Raw genomic sequence first — 19,907 nt, 5'->3', positions numbered from 1 at the left:
AGAATGTTAAACGTTCCTCCGCTTCAATCGGTTTACTCGCGTCGCGATGGTGCGCCTGCGTCAATGCGGCTGACCGCCGAACCGGCCCGGGGCACAGTCTGAAACCGATCCCACGGCGACAATGCAACTCATTGTTTTGCCTAAGAATTGTCTGAATTGTGCAATGCACCAAAAGTACTTGACATTCAATTCTGACGCCCTAAAATAAGAACCATTGTTGCGTTGCACAAAGCAGTTTCAGAAATCTGTTCCCCAAAGTTGCGCCCTTTTCCTTCACGATCCTCGATCGAACTTCAGGAGCATGAACATGTCCTTGCTGACCCCCGAGCAAATCGCCGCTGCCCAGAAAACCAACATCGAAAGCCTCTTCGGCCTCACGACGAAGGCGTTCGAAGGCGTCGAAAAGCTGATCGAACTGAATCTGCAAGTGGTGAAGTCGACGCTCGCTGAAAGTCAGGAAAACGTGCAGCGCGCGCTGTCCGTGAAGGACGCGCAGGAACTCCTCGCGCTGCAAGCCAGCCTCACGCAGCCGATCGCCGAGAAGGTGCTGGCGTACGGCCGTCACGTGTACGAAATCGCGTCGGCAACGCAAGCCGAGTTCGCGAAGGTCGCCGAAGCGCAATACGAGGAACAGAACCGCAAGGTGCAAGCTCTCGTCGACAACGTCGCGAAGAATGCGCCGGCCGGCTCGGAAACCGCCGTCGCCGCGCTGAAGTCGGCGATCAACGCCGCGAACACGACGTACGAAACGGTGCAGAAGGCCGCGAAGCAAGCGGTCGAAATCGCCGAAACGAACTTCAACGCCGCGGCCGCCGTCGCCACGAAGGCGGCGAACACAGCGGCCGCCGCGTCGCGCCGCAGCGGCAACAAGCCGGCATAAGCGCTGGGCGTCACCGCCTGCTCGTTTGGGGAAAGCCGCGCGATTGTGCGGCTTTTTTCTTGGACGACGCTTTTCGACGAATCGAACGGGTGCCCAGCGGAGCAAAGGATCGAGCAAACGCAGCGGAACCGCAGTCTGGCGTTCGATCTGTCGATCTCCCGCAAACACCCGGCGCTCCGTCCGCTCTCCGCAAAATAAAACGGCGCCTCCCGAAAAGGGGAGGCGCCGTTTTATTTTGCGCGGCCGTTGCCTGTCGGCCGGGTTGCCTACTTCTTGCGCTGCGGCGGCAGGTCCGTGCAGACACCTTCGTACAACTCGGCCGCCATGCCGATCGATTCGCCGAGCGTCGGGTGCGGATGGATCGTTTTGCCGATGTCCTCCGCGTCCGCGCCCATCTCGACCGCGAGACACACTTCGCTGATGAGGTCGCCCGCGTTCAGGCCGACGATGCCGCCGCCGATCACCCGATGCGTCTCTTCGTCGAAGAGCAGCTTCGTGAAGCCCTCGTCGCGGCCGTTCGCGATCGCGCGGCCAGACGCCGCCCACGGGAACACGGCCTTGCCGTACTTGATGCCTTCGGCCTTGCACTGGTCTTCCGTCTTGCCGGCCCACGCGACTTCCGGGTCGGTGTAGGCGACGGACGGGATCTGCAGCGCGTCGAAGTAGGCTTTCTCGCCGTGCGCGGCTTCGGCCGCGACGTGACCTTCGTGCACCGCCTTGTGCGCGAGCATCGGCTGGCCGACGACGTCGCCGATCGCGAAGATGTGCGGGACGTTGGTGCGCATCTGCTTGTCGACTTCGATGAAGCCGCGATCGGTGACGGCGACGCCCGCCTTGTCGGCGCCGATCTTCTTGCCATTCGGGCTGCGGCCCACCGCGACGAGCACGAGGTCGTAGCGCTGCGCTTCCGCCGGCGCCTTCTCGCCCTCGAACTTCACGTAGATGCCGTCTTCCTTCGCCTCCGCGCCGACCGTCTTCGTCTTCAGCATCACGTTGCCGAAGCGCTTCGCGTTGTACTTCTCCCAGACCTTGACGAGATCGCGGTCCGCGCCGTTCATCAGGGTATCGAGCATTTCGACGACGTCGATCTCGGCGCCGAGCGTCGAATAGACGGTCGCCATTTCGAGACCGATGATGCCACCGCCAATCACGAGCATCCGCTTCGGCTGCTGGCGGAGTTCGAGCGCGCCGGTCGAATCGACGATGCGCGGATCGTCCGGCAGGAACGGCAGGTTCACCGACTGCGAGCCGGCCGCGATGATCGCCTGCTTGAACCTGACGACCTTCTTGCCGCCGTCGCCCTGCACTTCCATGTGGTACGGATCGACGAACGAACCGACGCCCGTCACCACTTCGACCTTGCGCGCCTTCGCCATGCCGGCGAGGCCCGTCGTCAGCTTCTTGACGACGCCGGACTTGAAGTCGCGCAGCTTGTCGAGGTCGATCTCGGGCTTGCCGAACGAGATACCGTGCGCGGCGAGCGCTTCGGCCTCTTCGACGACGAGCGCCGTATGCAGCAGCGCCTTCGACGGAATGCAGCCGACGTTCAGGCACACGCCACCGAGGGTCGAATAGCGCTCGACGAGCACGGTCTTCATGCCGAGATCGGCGGCGCGGAACGCGGCCGAATAGCCGCCGGGGCCCGCGCCGAGCACGAGCATGTCGCACTCGATGTCGGCCGTGCCGCCGAAGCTGCCGGCTTGCTGCGCCGGCGCCGGCGCGGCTGCGGCGGCCGCAGGCGTCGCCGGTTCGGCGAGCTTCGCGGGCGCGGCGGCTGCGGCCGACGCTTCGACGAGCGCGATCACGGTGCCTTGCGAAACCTTGTCGCCTGCCTTGATCTTGATTTCCTTGACGGTGCCGGCGACATCGCTCGGCACTTCCATGGATGCCTTGTCCGATTCGAGCGTGACGAGCGTCTGCTCTTTTTCGATCACGTCGCCCGGCTGGACGTTGACTTCGATGACGTCGACGCCGCTGAAATCGCCGATATCCGGCACCTTGACTTCGATGAGACTCATTACTGTCCCCTTCTTGATTAGCTGCTGAAAGAGGGAGGGAAACTCGCGCACCACTGAACTACGGCCTGACGGGAGAACGACGGCCTGGGCAGAACCACCTTTGCCGTCCGCCCAAGGACGCGCCTTTCTTTTGGTTACTTTTCTTTGGCAAGACAAAGAAAAGTGACCCCCGCCCCGGGGAGGGGCAACACACGCAGACCGCTAAGAAAACAAGTTCAACGACGAGGCATGAATACCGACATGGCATTCACGCCCCCGCGAGCCCCCAACGCTCATCAAAGAATCACACGCCGGAAATCGCCCAGAAGCGCAGCGAGATACGCATTGAACCGCGCCGCTTCGGCGCCGTCGATCACGCGATGGTCGTACGACAGCGACAGCGGCAGCGTGAGGCGCGGCACGAATTGCTTGCCGTCCCACACGGGCTTCGTCGCGCTTCGCGACAGGCCGAGGATCGCCACCTCCGGCGCATTGATGATCGGCGTGAAGTTCGTGCCGCCGATCCCGCCGAGCGACGAGATCGAGAAGCAGCCGCCTTGCATCTGGTCCGGCTTCAGCTTGCCTTCGCGTGCCGCCTTCGACAGTTCGCTCATTTCCTTCGCGATGTCGACGAGACCCTTCTTGTCCGCATCCCGGATCACCGGCACGACGAGGCCGTTCGGCGTGTCGGCGGCGAAACCGACGTGGTAGTACTGCTTGAAGACGAGGTTGTCGCCGTCGAGACTCGCGTTGAACGTCGGGAACTTCTTCAGCGCGGCCACGACCGCCTTGATCACGAACGCGAGCATCGTGAACTTCACGCCCGCCTTCTCGTGTTCCTTGTTCAGCTGCACGCGCAGCGCTTCCAGCTCGGTGATGTCCGCTTCGTCGTTGTTCGTGACGTGCGGGATCATCACCCAGTTGCGATGCAGGTTCGCGCCAGAGATCTTCTTGATCCGCGACAGCGGCTTCGCGTCGACCGGGCCGAACTTCGTGAAGTCGACCTTCGGCCACGGCAGCAGGTTCAGCTCGCCGCCGCCCGCCGGCACGGCCGCGGCGGCAGGCGCCGCGCGCTGGCCCGACATCACGCCCTTCACGAACGCGGTGACGTCTTCCTTCGTGATGCGGCCCTTCGGACCCGTGCCCAGCACGCGCGACACGTCGACGCCAAGTTCGCGCGCGAACTTGCGCACCGACGGCGACGCATGGCTCGCGCGGTACTCGCCGCTCGCAGCAGGCGCCGGCGCGGCGGCGGGCGCCGCCTGCGGTGCGGACGCTGCGGCAGGCGCCGGTGCGGGAGCGGCGGCGGGGACGGCCTGAGCAGGTGCGGGCGCGGCCGCCTGCGGCGCGCTCGCGGCGGCACCGCCCGCCGATTCGAGCACGACGATGAGCGAGCCTTCCGACACCGCATCGCCGACCTTCACCTTGATGTCCTTGACGACGCCCGCGGCCGGGCTCGGCACGTCCATCGTCGCCTTGTCCGATTCGAGCGTGACGAGCGACTGCTCCTTCTCGACCGTATCGCCGATCTTCACGGCGATCTCGATGACGGGCACGTCCTTGTAGTCGCCGATGTCCGGCACTTTCACGTCGACCGCGCCGCCGCCCGCCGACGCGGGCGCAGCGGCAGCCGCGGGGGCTGCGGCCGGCGCCGGCTGCGCGGCGGGCGCCGCGACGCCGTTCGCCTGCGCGGGCTTCGCCGCCGCTTGCGCGCCGTCGAGCAGCACGATCAGCGAACCTTGCGACACTGCGTCGCCCACCTTGACCTTCACTTCCTTGACCATGCCGCCGACGGGGCTCGGCACGTCCATCGTCGCCTTGTCGGACTCGAGCGTGACGAGCGACTGCTCGGGCTCGACCGCATCGCCCGGCTTCACGAGCACTTCGATGACGGGCACGTCCTTGTAATCGCCGATATCCGGCACCTTGACTTCGATCGCTTGACTCATCTGTTTGTGTCTCCTGTCGATCGGAGTTGCCGCTTTAGCGGCCCACTCCGATCCCATGCAAGGCGGAGCCGCGCCGCCCGCCTCCGCACTGAAAGCGGATGCGGGCGCGCAGCGTCACGTGGCGCGTGCGTTAAACCGACATCGGGTTGGGTTTGGCCGGGTCGAGGTTGTACTTCGCGATGGCGTCGGCCACGACCTTGCGGTCGATCGTGCCTTCGTCGGCGAGCGCGTTGAGCGCCGCAACCGTGACCCAATAGCGATCCACTTCGAAGAAGTGGCGCAGCGCGTTGCGCGTGTCCGAGCGGCCGAAGCCGTCGGTGCCGAGCACGACGTAGCGGCGATCGATGTGGCTGCGGATCTGGTCGGCGAGCGCCCGCACGTAGTCGGTCGACGCGATCACGGGGCCCTGCGTGTCCTTCAGGCACTTCTGCACGTGCGACACGCGGCGATCCTCGGCCGGATGCAGCAGGTTCCAGCGCTCGACGTCATGGCCTTCGCGCGCAAGCTCGGTGAAGCTCGGGACGCTCCAGAGGTCGGCCGCGACGCCCCAGTCGTTCTTCAGCAGGTCGGCGGCGGCGATCACTTCGTTGAAGATCGTGCCCGCGCCGAGCAGTTGCACGCGCGGCGCCTTCTTGTCGGCGTCGGCCTTCTTGAACTGGTACATGCCTTTCACGATGTCGGCCGCAACGTGCTCGCCCTGCGGGATCGCCGGGTGCTCGTAGTTCTCGTTCATCACCGTGACGTAGTAGTACACGTCCTCCTGCTCCTGCACCATCCGGCGCAGGCCGTCCTGCATGATGACGGCAAGCTCGTAGCCGAACGTCGGGTCGTAGCTCACGCAGTTCGGCACCGACGCCGCCCACATCAGCGAATGGCCGTCTTCGTGCTGCAGGCCTTCGCCGTTGAGCGTCGTGCGGCCCGCAGTGCCGCCGAGCAGGAAGCCGCGCGAGCGCATGTCGCCCGCCGCCCACGCCAGATCGCCGATCCGCTGGAAGCCGAACATCGAATAGAAGATGTAGAACGGCACCATGATCTCGCCGTGCGTCGAGTACGACGTCGCCGCCGCGATCCAGTCGCACATGCCGCCCGCTTCGTTGATGCCTTCCTGCAGGATCTGGCCGGTTTCCGATTCCTTGTAGAACATCAACTGATCGGAATCTTCCGGCACGTACTTCTGGCCTTCCTGGTTCCAGATGCCGATCTGGCGGAAGAGGCCCTCCATGCCGAACGTACGCGACTCGTCGGGCACGATCGGCACGACGCGCTTGCCGAGCGCCTTGTCCTTCAGCAGGATGTTCAGGATCCGCACGAACGCCATCGTCGTTGAGATCTCGCGGCCCTCGCCCGTGCCCTTCAGGAGCGGCTCGAACGCCTCGAGCGGCGGCACCGGCAGCGATTCCGCCTTCTGGCGGCGCTGCGGCAGATAGCCACCGAGCGCCTGGCGGTGCGCGCGCATGTATTCGAGTTCCTTCGAGCCTTCCTCGAACTTCAGGTATGGCACGTCGGCGATCACGTCGTCGGCGATCGGCAGGCGGAACTGGTCGCGGAACTTCTTCAGTTGCTCGACGGGCAGCTTCTTCTGCTGGTGCGTGATGTTCATCGCCTGGCCGGCTTCGCCCATCCCGTAGCCCTTGATCGTCTTCGCGAGGATCACCGTCGGCGCGCCCTTCGAATTGCTCGCCTGATGGAACGCCGCGTAGATCTTGTGCGGATCGTGGCCGCCGCGGTTCAGGTTCCAGATGTCGTCGTCGGACCAGTCGGCGACGAGCGCCTTCAGCTCAGGCGTGTTGAAGAAGTGCTCGCGCACGTACGCGCCCGACTCCGACTTGTACGTCTGGTACTCGCCGTCGACGGCTTCCATCATCCGGCGCATCAGCGCGCCCGTCTTGTCGCGCGCGAAGAGCGCATCCCAACGGCTGCCCCAGATCACCTTGATCACATTCCAGCCCGCGCCGCGGAATTCCGATTCCAGCTCCTGGATGATCTTGCCGTTGCCGCGCACCGGGCCGTCGAGACGCTGCAAGTTGCAGTTGATCACGAACACGAGGTTGTCGAGCTTCTCGCGGCTCGCCATGCCGATCGCGCCGAGCGATTCCGGCTCGTCCGTCTCGCCGTCGCCGAGGAACGCCCAGACCTTGCGGCCTTCCGTCGTCACGATCCCGCGCGACTGCAGGTACTTCATGAAGCGCGCCTGGTAGATCGCCATGATCGGGCCGAGCCCCATCGACACGGTCGGAAACTGCCAGAAATCCGGCATCAGCCACGGGTGCGGGTACGACGAGATGCCGTTGCCGCCGACTTCCTGGCGGAAGTTGTCGAGCTGGTCTTCCGACAGGCGGCCGAGCAGGAACGCGCGCGAGTAGACACCCGGCGACGAGTGGCCCTGCACGAACACGAGATCGCCGCCGTGCTCGGCGGACGGCGCGTGCCAGAAGTGGTTGTAGCCGACGTCGTACAGCGTCGCGGCCGACGCGAACGACGCGATGTGACCGCCGACGTTCGTGTCCTTGCCCGCGCGCAACACCATCGCGATCGCGTTCCAGCGCGTGTACGAGCGGATCCGGTGCTCGATGTCCTGGTCGCCCGGAATCTTGGCCTGGGCTTCGACGGGAATCGTGTTGATGTACGGGGTGTTCGCGGAGAACGGCAGGTGTTCGCCGTGCATCCGCGCGAATTCGATCTGCTTCTCGATCAGGTAGTGCGCGCGGCCGGGACCGACGGAGGAGATCACGCCGTCGAGTGCTTCGAGCCATTCGACGGTTTCCTGCGCGTCGTCGTCGCGTTCAGCCGCGACGTACTTCATCACTTCGTTAGGTACAGCGGACATTCTCGTCTCCTGGGTGTCCTGGAATATGAAGATGGCCTTCGAGCGACGACGCATGCCGCCAGCTGCAACAAGCTCCCGCGGATTGTAAAGAGCGTCGAACGCAACGCGCAACAAAATTTTCGAATGATGAGATCATTTCTCGCAATATGAAATATTGCTGCGCCGCATCCATCTGGCCAGCGTTTGCGGCACATCATGTATCGACAATTCCGCTTTCGGTTCAATCTTTCTTGTACGCCTTTTGTGCATGACGCGCTGAGCTACAATCCTGCCATGTTGACCGATCGGCTTTTCGCACGCTCGGCGCGACCGTCGGGCTCGCCGACGGAATCGCAGCCGTCCCGCTGGCACCACGGACCGTGGTGGTCCAACTCTTACCTGCTGACGCCCCTCCTCTCGATCCTCGTCTTTCTCGTGGTGATGAGCCTCATCTTGTGGAGTCTCAACCGCCGCGAACAGCAGCAGCAGGAAGACACGCTGTTTCGCAACGTCGCGTGGGCGCAGCAGCAGATCCGGCTGTCGATGACGGGCGCGCAGGAGCAGTTGCAAGCGTTCGCGCGCGACGTCGCCGCGGGACGCATCGACGAACACGCGTTCCAGACCACGGTCGGCGACGTGATGCAGGCGCACCCCGAAATCCTCTATCTGAACTGGTACACGACGCCCGGCACGAAGCGATGGCCGACGATGCAGCTGCCGGTGCTCGGCCAGCGGCTCGCGAAGCCGAACGACGCGCAGATGGACGAAGTCGTGCGCGGCGCATTCGGCGAAGCGCGCAACACGCGCCGGCAGACCTACTCGCCGCTCGTCTACGACGACTTCGGCAACGGCTACCTGACGCTGCAGACGCCCGTCATCCGCGACCGCGAGTACTTGGGCTCGATCGCCGCGGTGTTCTCGGTCGAAGGGATCCTGAAGCACGACATTCCGCCCGAGCTGTCCGCGAAGTACAAGATCTCGATCACCGACGCGAACAATCGCGAGCTCGCGTCGACATCGTCGCGCCCGCGGCTGCCGCGCGACGCACACTACGACCTGCCGCTCGATCCGCCCGGCCAGGGCCTCACGGTGCGCGTCTACGCGTACCCGCAGACGACGAACCTGACCAACAACACGCTCGTGTGGCTCGTCGCCGGCCTGTCGTGCTTCGTGCTGTGGAGCCTCTGGAGCCTGTGGAAGCACACGCGCCAGCGCTTCGAGGCGCAGCAGGCGCTGTACGCGGAGGCGTTCTTTCGCCGCGCGATGGAGAATTCGGTGCTGATCGGCATGCGCGTGCTCGACATGCACGGCCGCATCACGCACGTGAACCCGGCGTTCTGCCGGATGACGGGCTGGGACGAGAGCGACCTCGTCGGCAAGACCGCGCCGTTTCCGTACTGGCCGCGCGACGCGTACCCCGAAATGCAGCGCCAGCTCGACATGACGCTGCGCGGCAAGGCGCCTTCGTCCGGCTTCGAGCTGCGCGTGCGCCGCAAGGACGGATCGCTGTTCCATGCGCGCCTCTACGTGTCGCCGCTCATCGACAGCTCCGGCCGGCAGACGGGCTGGATGTCGTCGATGACGGACATCACCGAGCCGAAGCGCGCGCGCGAAGAGCTCGCCGCCGCGCACGAACGCTTCACGACGGTGCTCGAGAGCCTCGACGCGGCGGTATCGGTGCTCGCCGCCGACGAAGCCGAGCTCCTGTTCGCGAACCGCTACTACCGGCATCTGTTCGGCATCCGCCCGGACGGCCATCTCGAGCTGTCGGGCGGCGGCTTCGACAGCGCGCAGGCGTCGTCGGACTCGATCGACATGGTCGACGCGTATGCGGGCCTGCCCGCCGCCGCGCTCACCGAGAGCACGGCGGACGCGCAGGAGGTATACGTCGAGAGCATCCAGAAGTGGTTCGAGGTGCGCCGCCAGTACATCCAGTGGGTGGACGGCCACCTCGCGCAGATGCAGATCGCGACCGACATCACGACGCGCAAAAAGGCGCAGGAGCTCGCGCACCAGCAGGAGGAGAAGCTGCAGTTCACGAGCCGGCTGATGACGATGGGCGAGATGGCGTCGTCGATCGCGCACGAGCTGAACCAGCCGCTCGCCGCGATCAACAACTATTGCTCCGGCACGCTCGCGCTCGTGAAGAGCGGCCGCTCGACGCCCGAGACGTTGCAGCCCGCGCTCGAGAAGACCGCACAGCAGGCGCTGCGGGCCGGGATGATCGTCAAGCGGATCCGCGAGTTCGTGAAACGCAGCGAGCCGAAGCGGCAACCGTCGCGCGTCGCCGACATCGTCGCCGACGCGGTCGGCCTGGCCGAAATCGAGGCGAGAAAGCGCCGGATTCGGATCGTCACCGAAATCCGCGCAAGAATGCCTATTATTTATGTCGACCCCGTGTTGATCGAGCAGGTGCTCGTGAACCTGATGAAGAACGCAGCCGAGGCGATGCAGGAAGCGCGGCCCCAGGCGGAGAACGGCGTGATTCGCGTCGTCGCCGACCTCGAATCGGGCTTCGTCGACATCCGCGTGATCGACCAGGGTCCGGGCGTCGACGAGGCGACGGCCGAACGCCTGTTCGAACCGTTCTACAGCACGAAATCGGACGGGATGGGCATGGGGCTCAATATCTGCCGCTCGATCATCGAATCGCATCGCGGGCGTCTGTGGGTGGTCAACAACGTCGAGCCGGACGGCTTCGTGTCGGGCGCGACGTTCCACTGCAGCCTGCCCATTGGGGAACCGGAGGATCTCGGTCGCGGATCCGAGACATCGCCATCACAAACCGTAACGGGAGAGATATGAATAGCCCTGTCACCACCTCTCAGGAAACCGTCTTTGTCGTCGACGACGACGAGGCCGTGCGCGACTCGCTGCGCTGGCTGCTGGAGGCAAACGGCTATCGCGTGCAGTGCTTTTCGAGCGCCGAGCAGTTCCTCGATGCCTACCAGCCCGCGCAGCAGGCAGGACAGATCGCGTGCCTGATCCTCGACGTCCGGATGTCCGGGATGAGCGGCCTCGAGCTGCAGGAGCGCCTGATCGCCGAGAATGCGGCGCTGCCGATCATTTTCGTGACGGGCCACGGCGACGTGCCGATGGCCGTGTCGACGATGAAGAAAGGCGCGATGGATTTCATCGAGAAGCCGTTCGACGAAGCCGAACTGCGCAAGCTCGTCGAGCGCATGCTCGACAAGGCGCGCAGCGAGAGCAAGAGCGTCCAGGAGCAGCGCGCGGCGAGCGAGCGCCTGTCGAAGCTGACGGCGCGCGAGCAGCAGGTGCTCGAGCGAATCATCGCGGGCCGCCTGAACAAGCAGATCGCCGACGATCTCGGGATCAGCATCAAGACGGTCGAGGCGCACCGCGCGAACATCATGGAAAAGCTCAACGTCAACACGGTCGCCGATCTGCTGCGGCTCGCGCTGTCGAAGAAGCAGGCGTAACACGCCGCGCCGCGTCCCACTCTCCCGCCCGGCGCACGCCGGGCGAGCAGCGGCTTTTTTGCGGCGCGGCATCCCGCGTGATCCATCCGGTTCCCGCTCCCCCATCCTCCCGCTTGCGGCGCACGCCGTCCCTGTTTTTCTCCCGCATCGCACGCCGCGCATGGCGCAAATCGACCCGGTCGGTGTCGGGTGACGGCGGGCGGGCGGTATAATTCGATGCTTCGCTGCAGCGCAACCTGGCGCCGCACGCCCGCATACCCAACCTTGCCAAGCGAATTCCCACCATGACAGCCACCCTGATCGACGGCAACGCCCTTTCGAAGACCCTGCGCGCGCACGCGGCCGCACGCGCCGCCGCGCTCGCCGCGTGCGGCCACCGGCCGGGTCTCGCGGTGATCCTCGTCGGCGACAACCCGGCGAGCGAAGTCTACGTGCGCAACAAGATCAAGGCGTGCGAAGACAACGGCTTCTTCTCGCTGAAGGACCGCTATCCGGCGACGCTCTCCGAGCCCGAACTCCTCGCGCGCATCGACGAGCTGAACCGTGATCCGAAGATCCACGGCATCCTCGTGCAACTGCCGCTGCCCGCGCATATCGACAGCCACAAGGTGATCGAGGCGATCGCGCCCGAGAAGGACGTCGACGGCTTCCACGTCGCGAACGCCGGCGCGCTGATGACGGGCAAGCCGCTCTTCCGCCCGTGCACGCCGTACGGCGTGATGAAGATGCTCGAAGCGCACGAGATCCCGCTGCAAGGCGCGAACGCGGTCGTGATCGGCCGCTCGAACATCGTCGGCAAGCCGATGGCGCTCCTGCTCCTCGAAGCGGGCGCGACCGTCACGATCTGCCACAGCAAGACGCGCGACCTCGCCGCACATACGCGCAACGCGGACGTCGTCGTCGCGGCGGTCGGCAAGCGCAACGTGCTGACCGCCGACATGGTGAAGCCGGGCGCGACGGTGATCGACGTCGGGATGAACCGCAACGACGAAGGCAAGCTGTGCGGCGACGTCGACTTCGCCGGCGTCTCGGAAGTCGCGGGCCACATCACGCCGGTACCGGGCGGCGTCGGCCCGATGACGATCACGATGCTGCTCGTCAACACGATCGAAGCCGCCGAGCGCGCCGCTGCGGCGTCCTGACGGCGAACGCGCCGGGAATCTCGCGGCGCACGCGCCGATCGGCTTCGATCGGCGATTCGATTCCCGTGCGCGGACGGCTCGGCGGCCCCCGCGCGTAGCCCGGGCGCAGTAGCGATCAGCGGGCGATGGCAGGCGCTGACTGCCGTTGGCGCCCACGGTGTTGCCCGCTGACGGCAGCTGGCCGCCATGCGGCGCCGGTCGCGCGATGCGCCAGCGCCCGGACGCCGTCGGCGCCGCATCCTGCCATCGCCGCTCAGCCCCGCATACGTTCGCCGCTGCCCTGTACGCAATGGCCGCGCCCCCAGTGCCGCTACGCATGCGGCGGCCTCCTTCTCTCGTGGCACCCGCGGCGCACCGCGCGGCCTTCCGACGGCCCGAAGAAGAGGCGCAATGGCGCATCTCGCGCGTCGCACGCCGCGCGCACGCCGCCTGCGCGAATCGAACGGCCTCGCGCACGCCCGCTTCGACGCGCCGCCCGCGCGCGCCATCCGGCTTCCCCCGCTGCGTACGCTCGGTCACCCATCGCCGCCCTGCGTTCCCGCCCCAATCGCTTCGTTAGAAACTATCGATTGGAAAGCGCGCCATGCGCCCCAATAATGTCGACATGACTCGACGGCCGGCGCCTCGCGCCGCTCGTCTTCCGCTCAACCCGAATCCGAAACCGCCAGGGAACACTATGTCCGTCAGCGCAAACGCCAATCCGCTTCTCGATTTCTCAGGCCTGCCCCGCTTCGGCGAAATTCGCCCCGAGCACGTGACGCCCGCGCTCGACACGCTGCTCGCGAACGCGAACGAAGCCGTCGAGCGCGCCGCACGGCCCGATACGCCGGCGACCTGGGCCGACATCGTCGAGACCATCGAGCATGCGACCGAGCCGCTCGGTCGCGCATGGGGCGTCGTCGGCCATCTGAACGCGGTCGCCGACACGCCCGAGCTGCGCGCCGTCTACGGCGAGAACCTGCCGCGCGTGACCGAGTTCTGGTCGAGCGTCGGCCAGAATCTCGCGCTCTACGAGAAGTACAAGACGATCGCCGCGAGCGCCGCATATCCGACGCTGTCCGCTGAGCGCAAGAAGATCCTCGACAACGCGCTGCGCGACTTCCGCCTGTCGGGCGCCGAGCTGCCGGAAGACCGCAAGCCGCGCTTCGCCGAGCTGCAGGAGCAGCAGGCGGCGCTGTCGAAATCGTTCTCCGATCACGTGCTCGACGCGACCAACGGCTACGCGTATTTCACGCAGAGCGAGGACGAACTGGCCGGCCTGCCCGCCGATGCGATCGCAGCCGCACGCGAAGCCGCGCAGAAGGAAGACAAGGCGGGCTGGAAGTTCACGCTGCACTTCCCGTCGTATTTCCCGGTGCTGCAATACGCGGAGAACCGCGCGATGCGCGAGGCGATGTACCGCGCGTACGTGACGCGCGCGTCCGAGCTCGGCCCGCAATACGGCGACGGCAAGGCCGACTGGGACAACACGACGATCGTCGCCGATCAACTGGCGCTGCGCCGCGAAGAAGCGCAGATGCTCGGCTATCACGACTTCGCCGAGGTATCGCTCGCGCCGAAGATGGCGGAATCGCCGCAGCAGGTGATCGCGTTCCTCGAGGATCTCGCGAAACGCGCACGCCCGTTCGCGGAAAAGGACTGGGACGAGCTGCGCGCGTTCGCGTCGGGCGAGCTCGGCCTCGCGGCGCTCGAGCCGTGGGACGTCGCGTATGCGGCCGAGAAGCTGCGCGAGCGGCGTTACGCGTTCTCCGAGAACGAGGTGAAGCAGTACTTCCCCGAGCCCGCGGTGCTGAAGGGCCTCTTCACCGTCGCCGAGACGCTGTTCGGCGTGAAGATCGCGCGCGACGAAGCGCCCGTCTGGCACGAGGACGTGCGCTTCTTCCGCGTCGAGAATCGCGACGGCTCGCTCATCGCGCAGTTCTATCTCGACCTGTACGCGCGCGAAGGCAAGCGCGGCGGCGCGTGGATGGACGACGCGCGCTCGCGCGCGAAGCGCGGCGACGGCAGCGTCCAGACGCCCGTCGCGTATCTGACCTGCAACTTCTCCGCGCCGATCGGCGGCAAGCCCGCGTGCTTCACGCACGACGAAGTGATCACGCTGTTCCACGAGTTCGGCCACGGGCTGCATCACATGCTGACGCGCGTCGACGAGATCGGCGTATCGGGCATCAACGGCGTCGAATGGGACGCAGTCGAGCTGCCGTCGCAGTTCATGGAGAACTTCTGCTGGGAATGGGACGTGCTGAAGTCGATGTCGTCGCACACGGACACCGGCGAGCCGCTGCCGCGCGCGCTTTTCGACAAGATGCTCGCCGCGAAGAACTTCCAGAGCGGCCTGGGCACGCTGCGCCAGATCGTGTTCTCGATGTTCGACATGCTGCTGCACGTCGACTTCGATCCGACAGGCGAACCTGCGGCAGTCGACGCGACGACGGACGCCCCTGCGGCAGACAACACGAGCGTCAACGACTTCGCGCGCGCGATCAACGAGCGCTTCCACGTGATCCCGCAGGCGCCGTTCTCGCGCTGGCCGAACACGTTCAGCCACATCTTCGCGGGCGGCTATGCGGCCGGCTATTACAGCTACAAGTGGGCGGAAGTGCTGTCCGCCGACGCGTACGCGGCATTCGAGGAAGCCGCCGGCTCCGCGGGCAGCGTGCTCGATTCGACGACGGGCGCGCGCTACCGGCGCGAGATCCTCGAAGTCGGCGGCAGCCGTCCGGCGATGGACTCGTTCAAGGCGTTCCGCGGCCGCGAGCCGAACATCGACGCGCTGCTGCGTCATAGCGGGATGGCCGACGCCGCGCAGGCGCGGGCGTAACGCTCTCGGCGCGGCACGCGCGAGCCCGACGGTCGCACGAGCCGCCGGCTGCGGCGTCCCATCGAGCCTCCGTCAGTCGAAACGAACGGCAACCCGCATCGGCGGGCTGCCGTTTTTTGTCGCCCGCTCTTGTTCATGCGGCGCGCGCCCGTCGAGCGATCACGCGCCGGACGACGTGTCGTTTTCGCCGTCGTCGTCTTCGTCATCGAAGAGCGCGATCTGCCCATGCCGCTCGGCCGTGTCCTCGTCGATCCGCACGCCGACGCCCAACAGCCGCACCGGCTGCTTGCGGCGCACCAGCCCTTTCGCGAGCAGCGCGACCGCCGTCTCGGCATCGGTCGCGTCGGCGACACATTCGACCGTCGTGCGCTGAAAATCCGCGAAGCGGATCTTCACATACAGCTTCCTGATCGAGCGCACCGCCCCTGCCCGCGCGATCCGCGCGTCGAGCAGCACCGTCAATCGCCGGATCTCGGCCGCGCATTGGTCGAGCGTGTCGAGATCCCGGACGTAGGTCGTCTCGACGCTCACCGACTTGCGCTCCTGGTCCGCGCGCACTGGCCGCTCGTCGATGCCGCGCGCGAGCTCGTAGAGCCGCCGGCCGAACGCGCCGAATTCGTGATGCAGATCAAACAGCGACCAGCCGCGCAGCTCGTCGCACGTGCGGATGCCGAGCTTGTCGAGCCGCGCGGCCGTCACCTTGCCGACGCCGTGCAGCTTGCGCACGGGCAGCGCGGCGACGAACGCGTCGACCTCGTGCGGCCGCACGACGAAGAGACCGTCGGGCTTGTTCCAGTCCGACGCGATCTTCGCGATGAACTTGTTCGGCGCGACGCCCGCCGACACCGTGACGCCCACCGTATCGCGCACGCGCTCGCGGATCTCGCGCGCGATCAGCGTGCCGCTGCCCTGGCAGCGCGTCGCGCGGCTCACGTCGAGATACGCCTCGTCGAGCGACAGCGGCTCGACGTCGGGCGTGTAGTCGCGATAGATCGCCATGATGAGCCGCGACGCCGCGCGGTACTTGTCCATCGCGGGCGGCAGGATCAGCAGCTCGGGACACTTGCGCATCGCGAGCGCCGACGACATCGCCGAATGCACGCCATAGCGGCGCGCCTCGTAGTTGCAGGTCGCGATCACGCCGCGCTGGTCGGGCCGGCCACCGACCGCGAGCGGGCGGCCGCGCAGCGACGGATCGTCGCGCATCTCGACCGACGCGTAGAAGCAGTCGCAATCGCAATGGATGATCTTGCGCGCGAACGGAGCCGCGTCGCCCGAAGGCGGCGGAAGCGTGTCGGAGGAAGGCGTCGGCTTGTCCAAGGTGCCGATACTGTACAAAAACACAGTGCGCGTTTCAACTGCGCGGTGCGTCATTGCGCACCGCGCATGCGCCGGGGCGCAGACCGCGCCGCTTTGAATACGATGTCCGCGATGCTTCGGGCACGCAACAACGTTGTGACAGCGCGCAAGAGTCCGATGCAGAGAAAGTCGGGGGCCATGCGCCGATCCGAGTGCATCGCTTGCTGGGCAACGAGAACCCGACGAGATGACGCACCGCCCGTTCGACATCGAAAGACGCGATGTGCGAGAGGCGAAACCGGCCGCGGAAAAACAAAAACCCGGCTCGAAAGCCGGGTTTTTGTTTTGACGACTCGCGCATCGGTCATTTGCGCGTGGACATCGCCGAATTTGGTTGCGGGGGTAGGATTTGAACCTACGACCTTCGGGTTATGAGCCCGACGAGCTGCCAGACTGCTCCACCCCGCGTCAAAGAAATAAAAGTATATGGGTTTTAAGCGGACGCGTCAAATCTTATTTCAAACAATTGTCACACATGCCGCCGCGCCCCCGCCGATCGAACTAGTCCGGTCGACCCAGCGACGCAGGCGCGCCCGTTCTCCCGGCGAATAGGCAAGCGCATCGCGCATCCCTACTCTTGAGACGCTCCTCCTCGTCTCGAGAGAATCATCATGGCTGCAACCTCCGCTCCTCCCGCATCGCTCGACAAGCGCGCGATGCCCGTGCTCGCATCGAGCACGATCGCATTCACGCTGTGCTTCGCCGTCTGGATGATGTTCGCGATCCTCGGCATTCCGCTCAAGAAGACCCTCGGCCTGAACGACACCGAATTTGGCCTCGTCGCCGCGATGCCAGTGCTCACCGGATCGCTGATCCGCGTGCCGCTCGGCATCTGGACCGACCGCTACGGCGGCCGCATCGTGTTCTTCATCCTGATGCTCGTCACCGTCGTGCCGATCTGGCTGATCTCGTATGCGACCCAGCTCTGGCAGTTCCTCGTGCTCGGCCTCTTCGTCGGGCTCGCGGGCGGCTCGTTCTCGGTCGGCACGCCGTACGTCGCGCGCTGGTTCCCGAAGGCGCGCCAGGGCCTCGCGATGGGCGTGTTCGGCGCCGGCAACTCGGGCGCCGCCGTCAACAAGTTCGTCGCGCCCGCGCTCATCGCGGCGGCGGGCACGTGGACCATCGTGCCGCGTGTCTATTCGATCGCGATGCTCGTGATGGCGCTCCTCTTCTGGGTGTTCTCCGCGACCGATCCCGCGCACCGCTCGACGAACGCGACGTCGCTGCGCGCGCAGCTGCGCGTGCTGAAGAATCCGCGTGTGTGGCGCTACTCGCAGTACTACTCGGTCGTGTTCGGCGGCTACGTCGGGCTGTCGCTTTGGCTCACGCAATACTACGTCGGCGAATACGGCTTCGGCATCCAGTCGGCCGCGTTCCTCGCCGCGTGCTTCTCGCTGCCGGGCGGCGTGCTCCGCGCGATCGGCGGCTGGCTGTCCGACCGCTACGGCGCCTATCGCACCACGTGGTGGGTGATGTGGGTCTGCTGGGTCACGTTCTTCATCCTCAGCTACCCGCCGACCGACTTCACGATCCATGCGGCGCACGGCCCGCTCGGCTTCCATCTCGGCCACACGCCCGTCGCGTTCACCGTGCTGCTGTTCGCGGTCGGCATCGCGATGGCGGTCGGCAAGGCGTCGGTCTTCAAGTTCATCGCCGACGAGTTCCCGGACGACATCGGCGCGGTGTCGGGCGTCGTCGGCCTCGCGGGCGGCCTCGCCGGCTTCGCGCTGCCGATCCTGTTCGGCGCGCTGGTCGACCTGACGGGCGTTCGCTCGACCTGCTTCATGCTGCTCTACGGCGCCGTCAGCGTGAGCCTCGTCTGGATGTACTTCAGCTTCCGCGCCGAGCGTGCGGCGCACGACCAGCGCGTGCTCGCCGCCCGCTCCGCGTGAGCGCCTTCTTCGTCACCTTCGTTCACTCAACGGATTCGATCATGTCCACTTCTCTACTCGTGCGCTGGGATCCCGAAAACCCGGCCTTCTGGCAAGCCAAGGGGCGCCCCGTCGCGTGGCGCAACCTCGCGATCTCGATTCCCGCGCTGATGCTCGCGTTCGTCGTCTGGTCGCTGTGGAGCGTCGTCGTCGTCAATCTCGATCGCGCGGGCTTTCACTTCGGCAAGAACCAGCTGTTCTGGCTCACCGCGCTGCCCGCGCTCTCGGGCGCGACGCTGCGCATCTTCTACTCCTTTCTCGTGCCGATCTTCGGCGGCCGCCGCTTCACCGCGATCTCGACCGCGACCCTCCTGATCCCTGCGCTCGGGATGGGCTTCGCGCTGCGCGATCCGGGCACGGGCTATCCGACGCTCCTCATCCTCGCGCTTCTGTGCGGCTTCGGCGGCGCGAACTTCAGTTCGTCGATGGCGAACATCAGCTTCTTCTTCCCGAAGGCGAAAAAGGGGCTCGCGACCGGGCTCAACGCGGGGATCGGCAACCTCGGCGTGTCGGTCGTGCAGTTCGTCACGCCGCTCGTGATTTCGGCCGGCATCTTCGGCGCGCTCGCAGGCGATCCGCAAACCGCTGTCGCGCACGGCACGACGACGAACCTGTGGTTGCAGAACGCGGGCTTCGTGTGGGTGCCGTTCATCGTCGTCGCGACGCTCGCCGCGTGGTTCGGGATGAACGACATCGCCGACGCGAAGGCGTCGTTCGCCGAGCAGGCGGTGATCTTCCGCCGGCTGCACAACTGGCTGATGTGCTGGCTGTACGTCGGCACCTTCGGCTCGTTCATCGGCTTCTCCGCCGGCTTCGCGCTCCTCACGAAGGCGCTCTTCCCGAACGTGAACCCGACCGCCTACGCGTTCATCGGCCCGCTCGCTGGCGCGCTGATGCGGCCCGTCGGCGGCTGGGTGTCCGACCGGATCGGCGGCGCGCGCGTCACGTTCTGGACGTTCGCCGCGATGATCGCGGCGGTCGCGGGCGTCATCGCGTTCCTGCCGGCGGACGGCGACGCGGGCAACTTCGCGGGCTTCCTCTCGATGTTCATCGTGCTGTTCGCGCTGACGGGCATCGGCAATGGCTCGACGTTCCGGATGATCCCGGTGATCTTCCTGACCGAGCGGCAGCGCGCCGCGCAGGGCCAGGACGAAGCCGCGCAGAAGCAGGCGCTCCTCGACGCCGGCAAGGAATCGGCCGCGGTGCTCGGCTTCTCGGGCGCGATCGGCGCATACGGCGGCTTCTTCATTCCGAAGAGCTTCGGCACGTCGCTCGACATGACAGGTTCGGCCGTGCCCGCGCTCGCGTGCTTCATCGTGTTCTACGTGTCGTGCGTCGCGATCACGTGGTGGTTCTACGCGCGCCGCAACGCGTCGATGCCGTGCTGAACGCGCGCTGACGCCGACCGTTTCCGGATGCGGCGCGCTGCGACACGCGGCCGCATTCGCGTGGCTGCATCCAACCCGCATTTCACGAGGGCGCATCGCGCCCTCTAGTTCTTTCGAACTAGTTCTTTTCCCTCCCCTTTCCCGCTCCATCGGCGAATGGGCGCGCAAGCGCACGCGCCGTAATCTCGGAGTGT

At 66.1% G+C, this 19,907-nt stretch carries 12 protein-coding genes and 1 tRNA gene; 7 read left to right on the top strand and 6 right to left on the bottom strand.

What is annotated here, in order from left to right; translation table 11 throughout:
* Positions 1-307 precede the first annotated feature (307 nt).
* Positions 308-880 (top strand): phasin family protein, encoded by a 573-nt coding sequence (locus tag WS70_RS06805; RefSeq protein WP_059473774.1) that lies wholly within the window; start codon positions 308-310, stop codon positions 878-880.
* A gap of 266 nt (positions 881-1,146) precedes the next feature.
* On the opposite strand, the gene lpdA is transcribed toward WS70_RS06805, so the two are convergent.
* From lpdA to WS70_RS32730, 4 genes are all read right to left on the bottom strand, one after another.
* Positions 1,147-2,898 carry a dihydrolipoyl dehydrogenase gene (gene lpdA / locus WS70_RS06800; protein ID WP_059473740.1) on the bottom strand — a complete coding sequence of 584 codons (1,752 nt, stop codon included), beginning with the start codon at positions 2,896-2,898 and terminating at the stop codon, positions 1,147-1,149.
* Positions 2,899-3,173: 275 nt separating this feature from the next.
* Positions 3,174-4,826 (bottom strand): dihydrolipoyllysine-residue acetyltransferase, encoded by a 1,653-nt coding sequence (aceF, locus tag WS70_RS06790; RefSeq protein ID WP_059596601.1) that lies wholly within the window; start codon positions 4,824-4,826, stop codon positions 3,174-3,176.
* 130 nt (positions 4,827-4,956) lie between these two features.
* Positions 4,957-7,653, bottom strand: coding sequence for a pyruvate dehydrogenase (acetyl-transferring), homodimeric type (aceE, locus tag WS70_RS06785; protein ID WP_059596602.1), 2,697 nt, complete (start codon positions 7,651-7,653; stop codon positions 4,957-4,959).
* A gap of 132 nt (positions 7,654-7,785) precedes the next feature.
* Positions 7,786-8,007, bottom strand: a complete 222-nt coding sequence (locus WS70_RS32730; protein ID WP_226382813.1) for a hypothetical protein — start codon at positions 8,005-8,007, stop codon at positions 7,786-7,788.
* Between WS70_RS32730 and fixL the strand changes: the two genes are divergently transcribed.
* From fixL to WS70_RS06760, 4 genes are all read left to right on the top strand, one after another.
* On the top strand, positions 7,927-10,437 hold the full coding sequence (gene fixL, locus WS70_RS06775) for an oxygen sensor histidine kinase FixL (RefSeq protein WP_059473743.1): 2,511 nt from the start codon (positions 7,927-7,929) through the stop codon (positions 10,435-10,437). The genes WS70_RS32730 and fixL overlap by 81 nt on opposite strands.
* Positions 10,434-11,072, top strand: coding sequence for an oxygen response regulator transcription factor FixJ (fixJ, locus tag WS70_RS06770; RefSeq protein WP_006025940.1), 639 nt, complete (start codon positions 10,434-10,436; stop codon positions 11,070-11,072). The genes fixL and fixJ overlap by 4 nt, the downstream gene beginning before the upstream one ends.
* Positions 11,073-11,356: 284 nt before the next feature.
* Entirely contained in the window at positions 11,357-12,214 is an 858-nt protein-coding gene (folD, locus tag WS70_RS06765; protein WP_059473744.1) for a bifunctional methylenetetrahydrofolate dehydrogenase/methenyltetrahydrofolate cyclohydrolase FolD, read from the top strand.
* A gap of 676 nt (positions 12,215-12,890) precedes the next feature.
* Positions 12,891-15,035: a M3 family metallopeptidase gene (locus WS70_RS06760; RefSeq protein ID WP_059473745.1), complete on the top strand. Its 2,145-nt coding sequence runs from the start codon at positions 12,891-12,893 to the stop codon at positions 15,033-15,035.
* Between the two features lie 159 nt (positions 15,036-15,194).
* Here the strand turns inward: WS70_RS06760 and dinB are convergent, their stop codons facing one another.
* Positions 15,195-16,355 (bottom strand): DNA polymerase IV, encoded by a 1,161-nt coding sequence (dinB, locus tag WS70_RS06755; protein ID WP_082722152.1) that lies wholly within the window; start codon positions 16,353-16,355, stop codon positions 15,195-15,197.
* A 370-nt stretch (positions 16,356-16,725) separates the two neighbouring features.
* Positions 16,726-16,802 (bottom strand) — tRNA-Met (locus WS70_RS06750).
* A gap of 203 nt (positions 16,803-17,005) precedes the next feature.
* Here WS70_RS06750 and WS70_RS06745 point away from each other — a divergent pair.
* On the top strand, positions 17,006-18,286 hold the full coding sequence (locus WS70_RS06745) for an MFS transporter (protein WP_059473746.1): 1,281 nt from the start codon (positions 17,006-17,008) through the stop codon (positions 18,284-18,286).
* A gap of 41 nt (positions 18,287-18,327) precedes the next feature.
* Positions 18,328-19,713, top strand: a complete 1,386-nt coding sequence (locus WS70_RS06740; protein ID WP_059473747.1) for a NarK family nitrate/nitrite MFS transporter — start codon at positions 18,328-18,330, stop codon at positions 19,711-19,713.
* The last annotated feature ends 194 nt before the right edge of the window (positions 19,714-19,907 follow it).

The sequence above is a fragment of the Burkholderia mayonis genome, assembly GCF_001523745.2.
Classification (GTDB): Bacteria; Pseudomonadota; Gammaproteobacteria; order Burkholderiales; family Burkholderiaceae; genus Burkholderia; species Burkholderia mayonis.
Note: the sequence above shows the minus strand (reverse complement) of the source record. Positions and strands in the feature narration are given on the sequence as shown.